The sequence below is a fragment of the Paenibacillus sp. FSL H7-0716 genome, assembly GCF_038002705.1.
GTDB lineage: Bacteria > Bacillota > Bacilli > Paenibacillales > Paenibacillaceae > Paenibacillus_AQ > Paenibacillus_AQ odorifer.
Map to the genome: position 1 here is coordinate 42,885 of NZ_JBBODA010000034.1, position 18,563 is coordinate 61,447.

Annotated in this window: 22 protein-coding genes and 1 riboswitch; of the genes, 2 read left to right on the top strand and 20 right to left on the bottom strand. The window is 44.3% G+C overall.

What is annotated here, in order from left to right:
* Positions 1-5 precede the first annotated feature (5 nt).
* From ispE to MHH60_RS27720, 9 genes are all read right to left on the bottom strand, one after another.
* Positions 6-860 carry a 4-(cytidine 5'-diphospho)-2-C-methyl-D-erythritol kinase gene (gene ispE / locus MHH60_RS27680; RefSeq protein WP_076138497.1) on the bottom strand — a complete coding sequence of 285 codons (855 nt, stop codon included), beginning with the start codon at positions 858-860 and terminating at the stop codon, positions 6-8.
* A 140-nt stretch (positions 861-1,000) separates the two neighbouring features.
* Positions 1,001-1,177 (bottom strand): small, acid-soluble spore protein, alpha/beta type, encoded by a 177-nt coding sequence (locus MHH60_RS27685; protein ID WP_036678812.1) that lies wholly within the window; start codon positions 1,175-1,177, stop codon positions 1,001-1,003.
* A gap of 143 nt (positions 1,178-1,320) precedes the next feature.
* Positions 1,321-1,596: a biofilm formation stimulator Veg gene (gene veg, locus MHH60_RS27690; RefSeq protein ID WP_019914493.1), complete on the bottom strand. Its 276-nt coding sequence runs from the start codon at positions 1,594-1,596 to the stop codon at positions 1,321-1,323.
* Positions 1,597-1,872: 276 nt separating this feature from the next.
* Positions 1,873-2,775: a sporulation peptidase YabG gene (yabG, locus tag MHH60_RS27695; protein WP_036678813.1), complete on the bottom strand. Its 903-nt coding sequence runs from the start codon at positions 2,773-2,775 to the stop codon at positions 1,873-1,875.
* Positions 2,776-2,940: 165 nt separating this feature from the next.
* A complete protein-coding gene (gene rsmA, locus MHH60_RS27700; RefSeq protein ID WP_076138498.1) occupies positions 2,941-3,825 on the bottom strand; it encodes a 16S rRNA (adenine(1518)-N(6)/adenine(1519)-N(6))-dimethyltransferase RsmA in 885 nt (294 codons plus the stop codon).
* A complete protein-coding gene (gene rnmV / locus MHH60_RS27705) occupies positions 3,822-4,373 on the bottom strand; it encodes a ribonuclease M5 (protein WP_036678817.1) in 552 nt (183 codons plus the stop codon). Before rnmV ends, rsmA begins: the two co-directional genes overlap by 4 nt.
* Before the next feature lie 176 nt (positions 4,374-4,549).
* Complete coding sequence (locus MHH60_RS27710) at positions 4,550-5,716, bottom strand: 3D domain-containing protein (protein ID WP_076105834.1); 1,167 nt, start codon at positions 5,714-5,716, stop codon at positions 4,550-4,552.
* 285 nt (positions 5,717-6,001) lie between these two features.
* Positions 6,002-6,231, bottom strand: a riboswitch (cyclic di-AMP (ydaO/yuaA leader).
* 198 nt (positions 6,232-6,429) lie between these two features.
* Positions 6,430-7,200 (bottom strand): TatD family hydrolase, encoded by a 771-nt coding sequence (locus MHH60_RS27715; RefSeq protein WP_036678823.1) that lies wholly within the window; start codon positions 7,198-7,200, stop codon positions 6,430-6,432.
* A gap of 51 nt (positions 7,201-7,251) precedes the next feature.
* On the bottom strand, positions 7,252-8,535 hold the full coding sequence (locus MHH60_RS27720; RefSeq protein WP_076138499.1) for an HD domain-containing protein: 1,284 nt from the start codon (positions 8,533-8,535) through the stop codon (positions 7,252-7,254).
* Between the two features lie 295 nt (positions 8,536-8,830).
* Here MHH60_RS27720 and MHH60_RS27725 point away from each other — a divergent pair, with 295 nt between their 5' ends.
* Positions 8,831-9,085 carry an AbrB/MazE/SpoVT family DNA-binding domain-containing protein gene (locus tag MHH60_RS27725; protein WP_036678829.1) on the top strand — a complete coding sequence of 85 codons (255 nt, stop codon included), beginning with the start codon at positions 8,831-8,833 and terminating at the stop codon, positions 9,083-9,085.
* A gap of 405 nt (positions 9,086-9,490) precedes the next feature.
* Here MHH60_RS27725 and rsmI read toward each other — a convergent pair whose 3' ends face one another.
* From rsmI to MHH60_RS27775, 10 genes are all read right to left on the bottom strand, one after another.
* Positions 9,491-10,402 (bottom strand): 16S rRNA (cytidine(1402)-2'-O)-methyltransferase, encoded by a 912-nt coding sequence (gene rsmI, locus MHH60_RS27730; RefSeq protein WP_076138500.1) that lies wholly within the window; start codon positions 10,400-10,402, stop codon positions 9,491-9,493.
* Positions 10,399-11,172: a tRNA1(Val) (adenine(37)-N6)-methyltransferase gene (locus MHH60_RS27735; RefSeq protein ID WP_076138501.1), complete on the bottom strand. Its 774-nt coding sequence runs from the start codon at positions 11,170-11,172 to the stop codon at positions 10,399-10,401. Before MHH60_RS27735 ends, rsmI begins: the two co-directional genes overlap by 4 nt.
* 109 nt (positions 11,173-11,281) lie before the next feature.
* Positions 11,282-11,647 (bottom strand): DNA replication initiation control protein YabA, encoded by a 366-nt coding sequence (gene yabA, locus MHH60_RS27740; protein ID WP_036678835.1) that lies wholly within the window; start codon positions 11,645-11,647, stop codon positions 11,282-11,284.
* 30 nt (positions 11,648-11,677) lie between these two features.
* Positions 11,678-12,478 (bottom strand): PSP1 domain-containing protein, encoded by an 801-nt coding sequence (locus tag MHH60_RS27745; RefSeq protein ID WP_036678838.1) that lies wholly within the window; start codon positions 12,476-12,478, stop codon positions 11,678-11,680.
* 139 nt (positions 12,479-12,617) lie between these two features.
* Complete coding sequence (holB, locus tag MHH60_RS27750; RefSeq protein WP_076099912.1) at positions 12,618-13,592, bottom strand: DNA polymerase III subunit delta'; 975 nt, start codon at positions 13,590-13,592, stop codon at positions 12,618-12,620.
* Positions 13,593-13,609: 17 nt separating this feature from the next.
* Positions 13,610-14,053, bottom strand: coding sequence for a YaaR family protein (locus MHH60_RS27755; RefSeq protein WP_036678842.1), 444 nt, complete (start codon positions 14,051-14,053; stop codon positions 13,610-13,612).
* A 52-nt stretch (positions 14,054-14,105) separates the two neighbouring features.
* Positions 14,106-14,435 (bottom strand): cyclic-di-AMP receptor, encoded by a 330-nt coding sequence (locus MHH60_RS27760; RefSeq protein WP_036678844.1) that lies wholly within the window; start codon positions 14,433-14,435, stop codon positions 14,106-14,108.
* Between the two features lie 126 nt (positions 14,436-14,561).
* The gene (gene tmk / locus MHH60_RS27765; protein WP_036678846.1) at positions 14,562-15,203 is read right to left on the bottom strand and encodes a dTMP kinase; all 642 of its coding nucleotides are present in this window, start codon (positions 15,201-15,203) and stop codon (positions 14,562-14,564) included.
* Positions 15,204-16,724: an aminotransferase class I/II-fold pyridoxal phosphate-dependent enzyme gene (locus MHH60_RS27770; RefSeq protein WP_076138502.1), complete on the bottom strand. Its 1,521-nt coding sequence runs from the start codon at positions 16,722-16,724 to the stop codon at positions 15,204-15,206.
* Positions 16,725-16,932: 208 nt separating this feature from the next.
* A complete protein-coding gene (locus MHH60_RS27775; RefSeq protein ID WP_036678851.1) occupies positions 16,933-17,118 on the bottom strand; it encodes a sigma factor G inhibitor Gin in 186 nt (61 codons plus the stop codon).
* Positions 17,119-17,327: 209 nt separating this feature from the next.
* Here MHH60_RS27775 and MHH60_RS27780 point away from each other — a divergent pair, with 209 nt between their 5' ends.
* Positions 17,328-17,852, top strand: coding sequence for a hypothetical protein (locus tag MHH60_RS27780; RefSeq protein WP_076130063.1), 525 nt, complete (start codon positions 17,328-17,330; stop codon positions 17,850-17,852).
* A gap of 64 nt (positions 17,853-17,916) precedes the next feature.
* On the opposite strand, the gene MHH60_RS27785 is transcribed toward MHH60_RS27780, so the two are convergent.
* Positions 17,917-18,330 carry a hypothetical protein gene (locus MHH60_RS27785; protein WP_036678856.1) on the bottom strand — a complete coding sequence of 138 codons (414 nt, stop codon included), beginning with the start codon at positions 18,328-18,330 and terminating at the stop codon, positions 17,917-17,919.
* Positions 18,331-18,563: the final 233 nt, after the last annotated feature.

The window sequence follows — 18,563 nt, forward strand, 5'->3', positions numbered from 1 at the left end:
GCAGACTAATTCAGTGATCTCACTGCGTAGACTTCCTTGCAGAACCCTCGCAGTCCGTTGTAAATCCTTGCTACTTTAGACTGCTTGGACACTAATCCGAATACGGTAGGTCCGCTGCCTGACATCAGTACGCCATCTGCTCCAAGCTTTATCATCGCTTCCTTGAGCTGCTGAACCTCTGGATGCAGCTTTAGGGTAACATCTTCAAGCACGTTGCCTAGATGGTTGCACACGCCCCCAAAGTCTCCAGCTTCTATCGCTTGCTGCATCTTTCGAGCAGAAGGATGAACCGCTATATTATTGCTCCGAACGCGTCCATACACTTCTGCAGTCGATACGTTGATCGGTGGTTTCGCCAACACAACCCAGCATTGTGGCGGGTTATTGATTGGCGTCAGCTTTTCGCCTCGTCCTGTAGCCAAGGCTGTGCCCCCTGTGACGCAGAAAGGTACATCTGAACCTAGCTCAGCGCCAAGCTCCTGTAGCTCCTGCGCAGGAATACCCAGACGCCACAGACGGTTTAGACCGCGTAGCGTAGCTGCGGCATCACTGCTGCCGCCAGCCAGGCCAGCCGCAACCGGAATTCTTTTATCCAGATGGATATGTACCCCACTCTTCACGTTATAACGGTCTTTAATAAGCCTTGCCGCCTGGAAAGCTAAATTTTTCTCGTCCAGGGGAATATAACCAGCCTGACTTGATATTATAATAGTATCCCTTGGCAGCTCAGACAGCTCTAAGCGATCTGCTAAATCTACCATGGTCATAATCATTTCCACCTCATGAAAACCGTCAGCACGTTTGTGCAGCACATCCAGCATCAAATTAATTTTAGCTGGTGCCTTTTCATACATTTTCAAGGCGTTCACCCACCTTCAGCTTTTCCCGTAAAAACAACTTAACATATTATATGAGAAACTTCTAATGAAGTCCAATAATAAAAGGGTGTCGCCATTTAGACGCACCCTTTTTCAGTAATATTCACTTTATAGCCTAAAGTTTAAGATTTCCGCGCGGCCTGTTCGGCAAGCTGTATCGCTTTTTTCACCATGTTGCCAGCGTCTTGAGTTGTAATACCACCCCAGCCCTCACGTTCTACGGTTTCATAAAAACCCAGCTCCTTGGCTAACTCTGTCTTCAGTTCCTCCGACATCATGCCTCGTTTTCTGCGGCTCATTACGGAATTCCTCCCTTTTGAAAATAAATGATTAACCCGTTGCCCAATTAGTATGCTTGCTTAGAACACGGATCATGCACCAAATATTTGTCCCAAAAAACGCAAACAAAAAACAGCCTCCAAGGGAGACTGTTCGTGAAACATTAAGCTTTAATATACATAATCCGCATCTGCCCATCGTCTTCACAAACTGTGATTTCCACAGATTCAGTAAGTATATCGGCATAGCTATAGGAGACTCGCTTAAAAGTTTGCTGCTCCTGATCCAGTTTGACAATAAATACAGAAGGGTACGTTTCTTCCAGGACACCTGTGCGTTCAACGGTTTTACGACGACCTCCGTTTGCACGCAATGTGATCTTATGACCGACGTGAGCTTCAAGACTGCGTTTGATTTCCAACAGCGCGTTATTAGCCATTACCTGACGACCACCTCTTTTCTTGTCCATTATACAACTTTTTCAGGACAATGTCAAAGCAAATAAATAATTAATTATAGTTGATGCATATTTCGTTGTCAACGGAATTTTTTTGCGAAAAATCAGCGCCGGACTAATATCCTTGTTATCTGTAATATAGGCATTACAAAGAAAAAAAGAAAGGGTTAAGCTCAGCGCTCACCCTTTCTTTCGGATATTCTATTCAGCCCATTCAAATTACCTATATTCCTGACACCATAGACCTATCTCTGTCGCTTAAATGGCTGATGGTGTCACTTTTAGCGCCGACAGATTCTGCAGTCGCGGCATTCCGATGCGGAAGCTGCCACGGGTCTCAACACCACCAATACCCTGATTGCCGCTGATGGTATTATTCAGAACATCGCTAAGATTTACAGTATCCCTGATGGAAGTAAAGGATGATTTTGCGGCTACATACACGGGATCCAGAGCATGGATCAAAATTCGGCCAGGTGAACTGGCAAAATTAGCCCCAGCTCCAAGTAATGCCTCGAAATGAGATTGGCAAGCACCGGCAACAATAGTCAACGCATCAAAATTCCGCTCATACTCCCTAGCTACCCTAATAGCAGCTATAAAGTTTTGCGAATTTTTATAGCTATTCAGACTATACAGATCGTAAGTATGCTGTTGCTTCAGTACCCCATCATGACCAGTGATCACTACAATGTCTGGGCGTACACGGGGCAACAGCCGGTATAACGTATCAGCCATTGCAGATTCATGAACATGATGCCCTTCAGCGGGAATCCGCAGCTGCTCGTATAAACTAAGGCTCTTATTCAAATATGCCGGATCGCCATCCAGATGCAGTACTTTACCCGGCACTTCAAAATAAGGAGCTTCCTTGGACGGTGGAGCCCATGTCCCCTCTGTTAGGGTTCCCCCGCTCCGCTGACTTTGCTCCTGACGATCCTTCCGCAGCTGTGTCAGTGATTCCTTCGCTTTGATCTGTGCTTGCTGTCCCCGTTCCGTTATTCGGGTAGGAGGCACTTGAACCAGGTCATCCAGAGGAGAATCCGCCAACAGGCGGAAATCTGTGCCTTTAATGACGGCTCTATCCTGCACAATATTATCTACACGAAATGTTAAATCACCGCCATAAGATTTGCGAACGACCAAGTCTCCTAAATTCATTACAACCACCACCTCTACCCCATCGTATGGGCAAAGGCCTCAGTTGGTTCATAACTCGCCATATTTTTAAAATATAAGAATGTATAATGCTCCACCACAATAACATCCTTATATTTCTACGAGAAACGGTTGTCGTCCTTTAAGACAACAACCGTTTCTTATTGCTTATTCAATTCCAGCGGCTAGCAAAACACTGCTTAAGCGGGCGTATTCTTCAAGACTGAGTGTTTCTCCGCGACGGGTCGGTTCAATACCCGCTTCTGCGAGTAAAGCCTCCAGCTGCTCACGTCCCTGTTCAGGGAAGTAACGAGCCTTCAGATTGTTAGCAATCGTCTTGCGGCGCTGTGTGAAAGAAGCGTGAACCACTTCAAAGAAATGCTTCTCACTCTCCACCTTTACCGGAGGATGCTCTCTAACCTTCAGACGGATAACAGCAGACTCCACATTAGGTTGAGGGATGAATACGGTACGTGGCACGATACAGACGAGCTCAGGCTCGCTGTAGTACTGCACGGCAATGCTAAGACTTCCGTATTCCTTTCCACCTGGAGATGCAGCCATACGCTCCGCAACCTCCTTCTGAATCATTACAACGATGTTATCAAGGGGAAGCTTCTCTTCGAGCAGCTTCATCAGAATCGGAGTAGTCACATAATAAGGCAGGTTAGCAACCACACTGACCTTGTTCACAGTGGTGAAATCTTCCTTGAACATTTCCTGCAAGTTCACATTGAGGACATCATCGTTACGAACCTTAACATGGGGATAGGGGGAAAGTACGTCTTTTAATATTGGAATCAGTCTACGGTCAATCTCTACGGCAGTTACAGCACCCGCTGTTAGTGCCAGACGCTCCGTCAGCGCTCCAATTCCCGGCCCGATCTCCAGCGCCCCAGAATCGCTATCTAGTCCAGCAGCGTCTACAATCTTGTCCAAAATATTTTGATCAATCAAAAAATTCTGTCCCAGGCTTTTCTTGAACTTGAATCCATAACGTTGAATAATCTCTTTGGTCCGTTTTGGAGTCGAAATTTCCTCTCTACCACTCATGAAGTAATGCCTCCCTGATCAATTTGGGCGAGAGCCCCGGCAAATTCCTCCCGCGTAATCCCAAACATCGCCAGCCGCTTGTACAGCTGTTTGCCGTTACAATATCCGATTCCAAGCAAATTACCAAGCGCCATACGTCTTTCAGCAGCCCGAGGGTGTACAAGCATTCCAGCGGCCATAAGATCATCAATACCAATCAAAGCAGGTGCTCCTTCAAAAGAGGTATGTACATTACGCAGCGCATGACGAATCGCCTCTGGCGATGCATTCTCTACACCGATATCCCCTTTTCGAGTTGCGTCCTTCTCTGGAATAAAAGCATGCTTACAGCCCGGCACCTTCGCTGAAACGATTTTACGAATTCGCTCCCCAGCATGGTCCGGGTCCGTAAGAATAATAACCCCTCTACGTTCCATAGCAAGCGCGATCTTAGCAATTACAGTCCGGTTTACAGCAGAGCCGCCTGTCTCAATGGTATCCGCTTCTACAGCACGCTTAATGGCTACGGTATCGCTTTTGCCTTCAACGACGATTAATTCCTTAATCATATTTCTTGACTCCTTCCAAAAAAAGCAAAAAGAAGAGGATTCGCTCCTCTTCTTTTGGTTAAAGAATGTATAAGTGATGAGCGGTTGCTCTGCGATCAACGAAATGATCATCCAGCGTTCCTTAACGGTTATCATCACTATAGCTTATCAAAGGATTTTTTGCAAAAGCTTCAGTTCTAGTTAAGCTCTGGTTTCACAGGTCCAATCACATAAACGGTACGTGATTTACGGCCGAAATTACGAGCATGGCTCAGGGAATCATAATAGACATCCACTTTATTGCCTTTAATGGCACCGCCAGTATCCTCTGCACGGCGGAATCCAAGCCCATCGATATAAACCCACCAGCCAATAGGAATTACATTCGGATCTACTGCAATTGTACGACCTTCCGTTACGCGTGTTCCGGAGGCAGTTTTAGTACCTATCCCTGGCTCTTCTGACGAATAAGCTGTCATGGAGACGTTCTTAATCATCTTCTTGTACTCAAAATCTACGCCAGCCTTGCTTGTGACGTTCTTAGTCTTAGCGCTAACTTTAGTCGTTTTGGAGGTAGTGCTTGATTTGGAAGTTGTTGTAGCTTTAGCAACTACAGTAGGCTTAGGAAGTGCTTTAGTACCAACGGCAATGATCTTATCTTTTGTTACCGTTTGTACTTCCTTGCCGATCATGCGCATAGAGGCCAGTTCTCCGTCTTGATAGATCTTTTCAATATGCTGAACCATGACGCCTGGTTTGCCTGCCTGTGCCACTCTAACTGTTCCCACAGTAAGGGAGGGATCTGCTGTCTTAATAACACGGAAAGGTAAGTTAGTTGTTCGCTGTACCGTTTGCTTGTTGATACGAACGATCTTAATCTCCATGTCAGCAGAGATGGTGGTGTCTAACGAAGGAAAAATCTTATCATAGCCTTCTAGGTTGATACCCAGTTTGTCAATCGCTTGACCGATAGTGTCTTCGGTCGTATATAACGTTTTTGTTGCTCCGTCCGCAGTAAGGCTAAATTTCTGCGCACGATTGATAACGACACGGTCACCGTCTTTTATTTCATCACTCAGACCTAAAGATAATTCATCATGCGGCTGCAGCGAAATTTGCTCTTTCTCCAACACATCACCTAGAAGTGCTTCTCGCGTTTCAAGTGTCTGTGTTTGCCCGTCTATTACTAAAACTAATTGTTTGTTACTTTGACCGTGTACGTACAGCAGAATTAACAGCGCGATTGCGATTGAAATCACACCTGCAAGTAAAAGTACGCGAGTATTTACTTGCTCCCACCGTAATGCGAAAGACCTGCTGGATGACTGCGAATCATGGGATACCTCTGGTTGGAATAAGCCCATTCTCTCCATCCTCCTTACATAGCCTCGTCGTCAATTTGTATATCATGAGGACTGAATTTCTTTGACGAAGCTATTTGAGATTGTCACAGGATACGCACGTATTAACTTAGCGTCTCCTGCTCATGGATCGCCTGCTCGGCACAGCTACTCCCACACCTGTTATATAACAGTATGCGGGCAACATTCAGTTTATTCAAAAATAAAGAAGCCTAAAAAGAGTTCTCTTGAGGACTCTTTCGTGGCTTCTCCGATGTCAGAATACGCGGGAATGTTTGTGCACGAGGTTGCCTCTCTTACTTGCGCTTACGGGGTTAGCTGTCGGGTTCGGACGAAAGAGAGACGCCCTATTTCAGGTCACCCGCTCACGGCGGTTGCCCTTAAATTCACCCCAAAGACCACGTGAAGAAATCAAATATTGTTCTGCGGCAATTCCTAGTCGTATTCAAGATACAGGCATGCGGCAGTCCAATATTGGTTCCCCCGTTCTCCATACGGAGACTCAGCGAGACGATCCATGAATCAATGGCTGTCACAATAACAACAGCTCACATCACTGAAAAGATGATATCCTGTTTTGATGCATGTTGTAAAGGACGATTCAACCACGTTTACGCAAATATATGGTTAAAATATTGTAATAATCAGCCGTTTTTATATTAAAAAAGTTTAATATATCGGCTATTCTCTATTTTTCACCCATTTTACTCCTGTTTTCAGACAATCCCAAATCGTTCCAGTGCGTTCGCATACGTAATTTTAGCCAATTCTTCCCATGTTAACCCTTTAATTTCAGCCGCAGCCTCTGCTACTAACTTCACATGAGCACTCTCATTTCGCTTGCCTCGGAAGGGGTGTGGAGTCAAATATGGAGCGTCTGTTTCGATCAATAATCGGTCCAATGGCGTCTGTGCAAGCACCTCTTTAGGCACTCTGGCATTTTTGAACGTGATCGGTCCTCCAAATGACAAATGAAATCCAAGGTCTAGGCACATTTTTGCTGTTTCCCAGCTGCCTGAGAACGAATGCATTACGCCACCAATTTCATTTGCTTTTTCCTCCCGTAAAATCCGTACGACATCTTCATGAGCATCACGGTCATGTATACAGATTGGCATTTTTAGTTCACGGGCTAGTCCAATTTGTTTGCGGAAGACCTCCTGCTGTACATCCTTGGGAGAGGTATCCCAATAATAATCCAACCCAATCTCTCCGATGGCCACCACTTTCTCATGGCTGCAAAGAGAGGCGATCCAATCGAGGTCGCCCTCTTTCATATCAATCGCATCCTGTGGATGCCAGCCCACCGCTGCATAAATATAATCATAAGATTCAGCCAGCTTCATCGTTGAAGGGATCGTTTCCCGGTTAAATCCAATATTGATCATCTTGCTGACTCCGGCCTCTACTGCACGAGCTATAACTTCCTCGCGATCCTCGTCGAATTGAGGCGCATCTAGATGTGTATGTGTGTCGAACAGATACATTTTAAAGCTCACTCCTTGTTGTTTTTATCAATAGTTCCATAAATATTTGTATTATTTTGCAAAAATCTCTGCTACAGAAGAGGGCAAGCGTGTAAGGGCTTTTTTCAGCTTATCCTGCGGAAAATATAGGTGATATCTGCCACGATGAATTCCGCTTATTGAGCGCACAATATCCGATACCTCTGAAATTTCCCGCAATTGCTCATTCCGATCAAGCAGTAAAATTTGATTATTGTCGAAGGCTGCTCCTGGACGGAACACATCATAAGGCAAATCTGTCGGATAATCAATCTCTAAGTCATATTCTGGGTTAAGTCCCGCTCCCGCAAAACTGCTGCGGATTTCCGCAATCATATCTGTATCCAAATTCTCGATCTCTACATATTTATACAGTTTACGATGAATAAAACGGGTACACAAGTCGCTTAATAACTCATCTTCTTCAAGTGTCCATTGCATAAAAGCAGTCTGTACCAGTGCCTCATCAAGCATTAAATATTGCTTCACTGTTACTTCTCCTCGAAAGAGATCTTCCAGCGGAGCGATCATAAAGCGAAATTTGTACCCCTCTTGGAACAATTCTTTAGCTCTACGGAAGATTTGACGCAAAATAATTTCAGAGCTGCGCGTCACCGGATGAAAATATACCTGCCAGTACATTTGATAACGCGACATTAAATAATCTTCAATGGCATGCATACCTGATTCTTTTACTACAATCCGCCCATTATAAGGACGAAGCATTCTCAAAATCCGATCAATGTCGATGGTTCCATAGTTTACACCTGTATAGTACGCATCACGCAGTAAATAATCCATACGATCAGCATCCAGTGGACTGGAAACCAAATTGACAACAATTTCATGCTCATAAGTCTTAGAGATAACTGAAGCTACTTTACGAGGAAAATCTTCCTCCACATCACGCAATATTTCGGTAATCTCCGTGTCCTCCAAAATAATCCGGCAGGTCCAATCCTCATGGTTCATTTCAAAAGCTTCTTCTATAGAATGTGAAAATGGGCCATGCCCTAAATCATGCAGCAAAGCCGCACACAAAGTAAGCAAACTTTCTTCCGGAATCCAATCCTTATACCCGCTGCGCTCAAATTGCGAAATGATTCTGCGTGTAATTTCATATACTCCTAAAGAATGAGAAAAACGACTATGCTCTGCACCATGAAAAGTGAGATATGAGGTACCTAACTGGCGAATCCGGCGTAAACGCTGAAATTCTTTTGTATTAATTAGTCGCCAAATAATCGTATCCTGTACGTGAATATAATTATGAACGGGATCCTTGAAAACTTTTTCTTCCGTGAGCGGCTGCTTCATGAGATCAACTCCTTCTAATAATTTAATATGATTTTAACTAATATCAGTATATAATAAGTAATTATGTCGTACTTTGTCGAAAAGTATCATTTTTGGTCTTGGTAAATCGACAAAATGCTTTCAGGGTAATTCTTAATTTTTATAGGGACATTCAAAGTTCTTATGGAAATTTTCTTATTCAGCCTATGAAAAAAGGTTGACTGATTTGGGAATCGTTGGTATTATAAGTATCATAAAACAGTGAACAATGTCGAATAATGACGTTTTTGGAACATTGAGAGGAGTAACGATTGTTATGATGAAATCAACAGGAATTGTAAGAAAAGTAGACGAACTTGGACGGGTTGTTATTCCTATTGAATTACGCCGTACACTTGGCATTGGCGAAAAGGACGCACTGGAAATTTACGTTGATGGCGAACGGATTATGCTTAAAAAGTATGAGCCTGCCTGCATTTTCTGTGGCAACGCTGAGAACGTAACTTACTTTAAAGGAAAAATAGTTTGTCATGAATGCATATCTTCCATCCCTACCCCTGTGACAAACTAAATTAAATAGTATATAATAGAACTAATCAAATTGTTAATTCTAACCTTTTCATATCTCCTTGACCTCCCGTGACCGCGGGAGGTATTTTTTATGTCTGGGTTTGCACTCCCTAAGGGCAATGTGCTTCAAGACGGAACTAGTAATACTTAGTTGTATTTCTTACAGTTATTTTAAATGCTTTTTACCATTAAACGAATTAATTGTATTTTGTACACTTATATTTCCTATATCTCCGTGAAATCAATCCTTTCCACCTTTATAACTGTATGAAGTACAACTAAACGAACAAATACATAAAAAAATTCAAAAATAACTGTACAAAGTACATTTAACCCACAGATAAATCACTCAAGCTCGAATCGGCTCTGAGAATCCTTAGTTATTCTAGGAATTCGTCTATAACACTTACTCTTCTGCTCTATCAAGCAACGCATTATAAATATCCCGTTTGGCTACACCCCGGTCTGATGCCGCTTTTTTCATAGCCTCTTTCCGTGGTACATCCTGTGCTTCGTAATGAGCTACATGATCTTCAATGCTTAACTGACGCCACCACGCCGATTCTGCGATTTCTGCATCTTCCTTGCTCTCCCCTTCTACGACAATAACATATTCGCCTAGCGGAGGATGTTCAGCAAGCCAAAGCGTACATTCCTCAATTGAACCGCGTAGAAACTCCTCATATCTTTTCGTTAATTCACGTGCCAACACAATCTGGCGATTACCGAATGCTTCTTGAAGATGAGCAAGTGTCTTAACTACGCGATGGGGAGATTCGTAGAACAACAAAGTGCCTTGAGCCGAACGAAGTGGACTTAATACTGCTCGGATGTCCTTACGCTCTCGGGGAAGAAAGCCGATAAAGGTGAACGTATTCGTAGATAGACCAGAAGCAATCAAAGCTGACAACGCTGCGTTAGCTCCAGGGATAGGAATCACCGGAATTCCATGACTTATAGCAAGGGCTACAAGATCCTCTCCAGGGTCAGAAATCGCTGGTAAACCGGCATCGCTGACGAGTGCCAAATTTTTTCCTTCTATTATATAGCGTACAAGCTCAGGTCCACTGGCAGCCTTATTATGCTCATGATAACTAAACAACATCGAAGGTGAAATCTCAAAGTGGCTGAGTAATTTTCGGGTCTGTCTCGTATCTTCCGCGGCAATAATATCACATTCCTGTAATGTGCGGACTGCACGATAGGTCATATCCTCCAGATTACCGATAGGTGTAGCCACCAGAAAAAGCGACCCTGTTGTCTCCTGAGTACTGGTATTAGTCTTGTTTTGAAAACTGCTTTGGCATGATATCGTCATGATTTACCCTCTTTAGCACCATAGTAGATGTCCATAATCTCTGGACAGTATTGATTGTCCTCATTATATACGATGAGCGGTGGTTGTAAACGAACCTCAGGCTTTCCATCACGTGCGGCTTCGATTAATACCATATTTGCCTCCAGATGGGCACGTGGATGTACAAACCGAATAATCTTTGGCTCGAGTCTATATTGTCTCATAAGACTGATAATATCAACCAACCGTTGTGGTTTATGAACCATACTTACCTTTCCGCCCGTCCGAACTAATCGCACACAAGCCTGAATGACCTCCTCCAGTGTACAGCCTATCTCATGACGAGCCATAGCTTGATGGTTGTTCAGCTTCAGATCACTGCCATTAAGCGGCATATAAGGGGGGTTCACCGTTATTGCATCATACACCCCATGTCCTGCGGTAGTATATAACTCGCGCAAATCACCTTCATGAATTACAACCTGATCCTGAAGGCCATTGAGAGCCACGCTACGACGAGCCATATCAGCTAAACGAGGTTGTATTTCAATACCTTCAATAGAAGCTTTTGTCCGAGTAGTCATTAAAATCGGTATTACACCATTTCCCGTACAAAGATCTAGAACTCTTCCGCGTGGCGGAACACTGGCGAAACGAGCAAGCAATACAGCATCCATAGAAAAGCTAAATACTTCATCACTTTGAATAATGCGCAGGTCATGTGTTAGTAAATCATCCACCCGCTCCGTCGGTAACAAGGGGACAGGTATATCATTAAAAGAATTCGTCATGTAATAATCTCCTAAAGGTTTTGTTGAGAAAAACTTACTTCAAATGCATATGTCTATTAGCTAAAATTCAAAAAAAACCGTAGGATTAATCTCCTACGGCTGGATATCCTCATTTATTAAGAAAAGAAAGACAGAACAGACAGTCACCTTCCGTGCGTAAATGTCCAAAATAAACATTACAGATGTGAAAGCCTTCGTGGTAAAGTCGAGCCAAGTTGTCATAACCTTCCCCGACAACCTCTTCTGTTCCCTCTCCGGTAGCTAAAAGAGCTTCCGCCTCCGCAGAATCTACGGTAGGATCCAAAGGTGCATCCCGCTTTAAAATTTTGCGAAGCTGTTCATTCTCCAGAGTTAACCTCTGGTTAGCCTCCATCAGTTCTTTTACCGTCTGTTTCCATTCTCCAAGATTGGCACGCATCGTTTCCATCTGCGCTTCCATATCCTGCATGTGTGCAAATATATTTTTCTTCTCCAAGTTTCCACCCCGAAAGTAACCTTATATGGTTTACTTGACGACAACATCATCCATTGGAAGTTCCTTAACTTTGCCCACTTCAAACAACTGTACATGAACCGTACGGTTTCCGGCATTGATTCCTACTACTTTGCCATCCCCCAATGAGGTCACGACAATCTTGCCGACCGCTGGCATTTCTTCCTTTACACTCTCATAATTGTCATGCTCAAATTTTAAACAACACATCAGACGTCCACAAAGTCCGGAAATCTTCGTCGGATTAAGTGAAAGGTTCTGATCCTTGGCCATTTTTATGGATACGGGTTCAAAATCTCCTAACCAAGAGGAGCAGCAAAGCACTCGTCCACAAGGTCCAAGTCCACCTAGCATCTTAGCTTCATCACGTACCCCAATTTGCCGAAGCTCAATGCGGGTCCGAAAAATACTTGCCAGATCCTTAACCAATTCTCTAAAGTCAACGCGTCCTTCGGCCGTAAAGTAAAATATAATCTTATTACGGTCAAAAGTAAACTCTACATCTACGAGCTTCATTTTGAGACCGTGGTCGCGTATTTTATTTAAACAGGTGGTAAAAGCCTCCTTAGCGGCACTTTTGTTCTCCTCAACAACGCGTGCGTCGGTTTCTCCGGCAATACGCATCACTTTTTTGAGGGGTAGTACAACATCGGACTCCTCCACCTCTTTTTTGCCTACGACAACCTTACCGTATTCCACCCCACGTGCTGTCTCAACAATAACACATTGATCTCGTTCAATCGGAAAATCAAGTGGATCAAAATAATATATTTTACCCGCTTTTTTAAAACGGACACCTACTACGCTGTACAAAAATTAACCCCCTTGTTTGCCGGTAAAAGGAACCTATGGGCATGTCCGCTCCCTGATGATCCATGCTTGTCCTTCCTCGTCTGTTAAAACGATACTTCCAGGTAAAGCGACATCCGGAGGATATATCATTGCTAATCCTTTAACTTTCCAGTCGGATTAAGAACTGCTCCAGACACAACTGGGCATTGGCATTGGAACGCAGCTTCTTAGTACTCTCCGCAGCATATCCCATATAAGCAACCCATTGTTCCGCACTGCGACCACGGGCATGCCTGGAAATAAAGTCTAACTGATCTATAAAAACGATACTTTCGTGCTTGCGGTACAGGAAGTAGAGCATATCTTTAAACCATAGATGGAACATGCTGAAAAGGATATCCAAATGTTCAGCGAGCCCAGTCTTGAACAGCTTCTGCCCGGCAGTTGCTACCGTGGAGCTGCCCTTGCTTAAGGACTCCTTAGCTAATTGTAACACTAGATTTCTCATTTCTGCAAACCAATTCTGTTCCAAAAGTTCCCTGCAACCATCAAGTCCTGAACTAAGTGATACTGCACATCGAGCTAAGGGGATTGGCACACCCTCACTTGCTAGCGCTTGAAGCATAATATCCGGATTTAACGGACTAAATGGGATCCGCTGAGTCCGTGACTGAATCGTCGGCAATAAAGAACGACTATTATCAGATATTAGGATTCCTACTGCCGGAGCTGGCGGTTCTTCCAGAAACTTCAACAAACTATTGGCAGCTTGTACCGTCATTTTGTCTGCCCCATCTATAATATAAACCTTTGGATTCACACCCTCAGATCGATAGGAAAAGACACGCTGCAGCTCACGGATCTGATCTATTTTTATGCTTGCACCGTCGGGCTGCAGCAATGACAAATCAGGATGGTTTCCATGCTCAACCTTTCGGCACTCTAGACATTCCCCACAGGCGTCATCCTTGCTTTCAGTGCAAAAAATTGCTTGCGCAAACATCAGCGCCGTCTTCATTTGTCCACTGCCTGCTGGTCCTGTAAATAAATAAGCATGGCTCACAGCGTCCTTGCGCAAGGCATTTTGGAGTAGCCGTTTAGCATGCTCCTGGCCTACTATATCATGAAAAGGCATAATTTCCTCCCAAAACTTTAAAAAGAAAGGTTGATTAACAACCCGCGAATTTCTCCAACACGTCCCAACAGATCTATTCGGCCCTGCTCACTATTCAGCAGATCGTCTGCCATAGATAGCAAAGCCGCATCAATTTCCTCAAGCAGCTTGTAACGCTTGCCCCGCCCACGTCTATCCCATCCACGTGTCTCTTTCAGTATAACGCCTCTACGAGCGGTTTCTTCCAGAAACCTTTTGATCATCATCCGGTAAATGGTGAGTTCACGAATGGTCATAGACTTAGATAAACGGTCGCCTTGTGACTGTATTTCTTTGATCTGGCGGTTTAGTTCATCTTTGGTTTTCTGTTCACCTTGCTGCTGAAAAACGTCAGAGAACGATTTCTGCTGAACAGGCTTATTAGCCCCTTCTGCATTTGGAAGCTCACTCTTTAAGGGCCTATATCCCGGATTGATCTTCAAAGGTTATCTACCGCCCCTTTTTTTGTAAATGACTTGCTCATTTATATTATACTTAATAATGTTCGAAACGATCTACAGGAAGCACGAATACAGTAGCGCCACCGACCTGTACTTCAACAGGGAGCGGTAAATAGGAATCCGTCGTGCCACTCATCGGAGTTACTGGAGTGACTAGTTGTTCACGCACTTTACAGCTGTTACGGATAACGTTCAATACAGCTTCGATCTGACTGTCTTCTACCCCAATCATAAATGTCGTATTTCCCGCCCGAAGAAATCCACCTGTACTTGCGAGTTTGGTAGCACGGAAATTGGCTTTTACTAGCTCACTGGATAACCGGTTACTGTCTTTATCCTGGATAATTGCAATGATCAACTTCATCTTCGCATTCCCTCCCAAAAAAGTTTTATGGAGTATTACTACTTAATGTGTTCTTAGTAGTAACCTCACTTCATAAGCAAACGCTTAGTTATATGCCACTTCTCTTATTATATTAGACAAAACACCCTAAAAACCCTTTAATACTCTCTCTTCAAGAGTTCTCACGATATCTTGTTCTACCAGATGAATAGGGCGGTTTGCATCAAGAACTACTATTCTCTCCGGATTCGCCTTAATTAATAAATGATAACCTTCACGAACCTTCTGATGAAAGGCAAGACTCTCCATATCCAGACGATTGACTTCGCGATCTTGATTGGCCGCAATCCGTGATAATCCAATCTCAGGGTCTACATCCAGATAAAAGGTTAGATCCGGCATGCGATTTCCAATAGCAAAGCGGTTAATACTCCACACCTCTTCCATACCTAATCCTCTTGCATGTCCTTGATAAACGAGACTACTGTCTACAAAGCGGTCACAGAGGACTGTAAGCCCTTCTCTAAGAGCTGGCTCTACTACTTCAGCGAGATGTTGGCTTCTTGATGCAGCGTACAGCAATGCCTCTGTACGTGCATCCATTGCAGTATGGGCAGGATCCAGAATAATAGAGCGAATTTTTTCGGCGATTTCAATGCCTCCAGGTTCACGTGTAATTCGATAGGGCATGGACCGATTCTGCAAATATGCTGCTACTCTGCCCAGTACCGTTGTTTTTCCGGAGCCTTCGCCCCCTTCTAATGTTATGAAGAAACCTTCTTTGCCCACTTATACTTCTCCGCCCTTCTGAGTGTTGTATACCTTAATACGCTGCAAGACCGGATCAGCACAAGCCTGGAACTTCGCGCCTCCATAAGCTAAACCAGTCAGTCTTTGCTGTATCTGATCTGTGATGACCTCACCCGGATATAATAATGGAATGCCTGGTGGATAGGGAATTACCATCTCTGCAGCTACTCTCCCCACGCTGTGTTCAAGATTAATACTTTCTACCTCATTGGCTGTCACCGGCTTCAAAGAGAAGGGAACGGGTGCTGAGATTTGTAAAACATTCAAATTGTTCCACGTGGAAATTTTTCGAGATTCTGAAATGCCCGCGGTGTGCGGTGATTCGGATGTATCCTCCAACTCTATTTCCCGCAGCGCCTGCAATAACCTTGCTGCATCTTCAGCCTTCGAACCGAGGCTGAACAGCAGCACTACGTGCCGGTCGTCACTCATCTCCGGCACACAGCCCTTAGCTTCGAGCCTGCGCTGCAGCTCGAAACCGCCTAGGACCCCGGTGGCGTCATAAATGACGACTTTGAAGGGGTCCTGCATCTCGTACGCCGCCTTATGCAGCGGCTCTGCCGGCTGCACCAATCCATAGCGCGGCAGCTCGGCAAGGCCGCGCCGCAGGACATCCACGGCGGCCAGCCCCGCCGTGAAAGCATCGCTGCCCCGGCTGTGCAGCAGCCGCCGGGCAAGATCAAGCGACGCCATCATAGGATATGATGGGCTGGAGCTCTGCACCATGGCGAGCCGCTGCGAGAGCAGGGCACGGTCGAGCCGCTGCCCTTGAACATGCAGCATAGCGCCCATGGTCATCGCAGTGAGCATCTTGTGCGTGGACTGCACTACGCCGTCCGCGCCACAAGCAAGCGCCCCGGCAGGCAGTGCCGGATGCTGCCCGTAATGCGCCCCATGCGCTTCATCGACAAGCAGCGGTACACCGCTGTCGTGGCAAATACGCGCGAGGGGCGCAAGGTCACTGCCCATGCCGTAGTAATTGGGCATGGTGACAAATACAGCGGCGGCTTCAGGATAGGCTGCAAGTGCAGCCTCAACAGCTTCTGCCGCCGGCGCTACTGCCAAGCCGCTGAGTGGATCAATTAGCGGCTCGACGAAAACAGCCCGCACTCCAGCTAACATAAGACCATGAATCACTGATTTATGCACATTTCGTTGAAGAATCAGAATCATTCCTGGCTCGGGGCAAGCCGTTAGAATCAGCGCCAGGTTGCCCGCCGTGCTCCCTCCAACTAGAAAAAAACTCTCCTCTGCGCCAAAACAATCAGCAGCCAACTCCTGTGCTTCCTTAATGACTCCCTCAGGATGATGAAGATCATCCGTGCCGGTAATCTCCGTAACATCGTACTTCATAACCTCATCTAGAAACCCAGCGCCTTCTACGCCGTCATATGCCGCTCCATTTTTATGTCCCGGCACATGATAAGATATATTACCCACAATTCTATATTGCTCCAGCATTTCGTATACAGGCGCCCTACATCGTTGTAATTTATTCATATTAAATTCCTTCCCATAGGGTTCCTTCTATTTTAACGTAAATATTCAGAAACTCCTATGTTTCCACATAAAAGCATCTGATTGAACAGCAAAACGGCTCCCCCCGCTTAAACAACGAGGAAGCCGTATATGAATATTCCTAATGCAGCCCTTATATCTTCCATCCAGACTGCTCTCTTATCCGCATCAATTAACAGAGTTACTCTACTTAAGCGTTCTTTTGCAATCCGATCTTCTTCATCTGGCCAATAAAAAAACGGTACTTAGCATCTTCTGCCTCGGTACGGATCATTTCTGCCTCACAATCCTCACAAATAAAATGCGAGACAATCACAATACCTTCTTCTTTTTCCTGTCCACAAATGATACAAGCTTGCCCGGTTTGCTGTTCCATAACCATCCCACCTTGACTCTTTTAAGAACAGTATGATACACCTTCTATCATTTTAAACCTTTTCATAGTTTTTTCATATCCTTCGTTTCGTGTATTATATATATTCCGCTGCCCCTATATCGGTGAATATTCGCCCATAGTTTAATAAAATGCTTTCATTCGCCGATATTAAGAACATATGAATCTGTGAGGAGGTTAGTCTATTTTATATGGAACCCAACACCAAAGGCGCTGCTACATTCTATCAATATAAATTAATCAAAAAAATTAATCTAACGGCACCTCTGCTGCGTGTTTATATTTTGCTCCCTCTTTTGGTCCTTGTGCTCGAGACAGTCTTTCTTTCTTGGTGGAGTATTCTCTACTTAATTATAGCTGCTCCGGTTATGTTCTGGGTTCAATATGTTATTTCACGCTCAGTACTTCTAATCTCCGGTCATCCTATTTCAAAAAGATGGTCCATCTCATTTAAAATCCCGTGGCTTGGCTTCATGCCAGATCAACACATTAGTTACCGCATTTTCCGTAAAGTACAGTTACATAATTTTTATATTGGACTTTGTATCGCAGCTCTCTTTATTTTTTGGTCACCACCGGCATTTACAGTATCCCTGATTATTTGCCACTTGTGGCTTTTACTGCCCCGTCTCTATACACTGTTCAAAATAAATCAACGCAACAAGGAAGGCATGCTGAAGTTTAATCCAACCGATGCCTCCTATTACTCTCAATAGAGTACAGTTAACCTGTATTCGCATATAAATAAATAATCGCCATCCATAAAGGACGGCGATTATTTTATTTTGTCTTAAGACCTTTAATTAAGGCCTTCTTTTCTTTAGGGATCATAACTATAAAATAATCATCATGCACTGTTAAATGAACCGTTACTCCATCCTTCTGAAAAACACCAGATGAATCGGTATTCTCCTCTTCCTGTTCAACCCATCCCCAGGCCTTAATAGTATCCATATACTCCTCTGGGATACCGTTCTTCTCCTTTAATCCAGGTAAAGAATAACGCACATAATCCATAGCAACGTTTGTCGTAGTCTGGTCTGGTGAGTAAGCCTCTTGGGGTACAGGGAAATTTTTCTCGTTTAGCGCACCCTCAAAAGCATCCCAGCTGGGCGCTTTCGTACCGCAGCCTGCCAGTATTAAAGCTACTATACACGAAAAAATTAATATCTTAATAATTCTTGTTTGTTTCATGCCTTAAATCCTCCTTACCTCCACAATGCATCTAAAGACACAAGAAAATTCAAAGTTAGAATTTATGAGTAGTTCCTTCGTATTAGAGATGTTGCTTATTATTTGCACTTATCTATTATACTTGTATCGACCTCAGCGTCGGTAACAAAAATGTCACTCAATTACAGCCCTTCAGATGTTGTACTCCCCTTCAAATATCACTCTTGTCCAAAAAAAACAAAAAAGCCACTGCT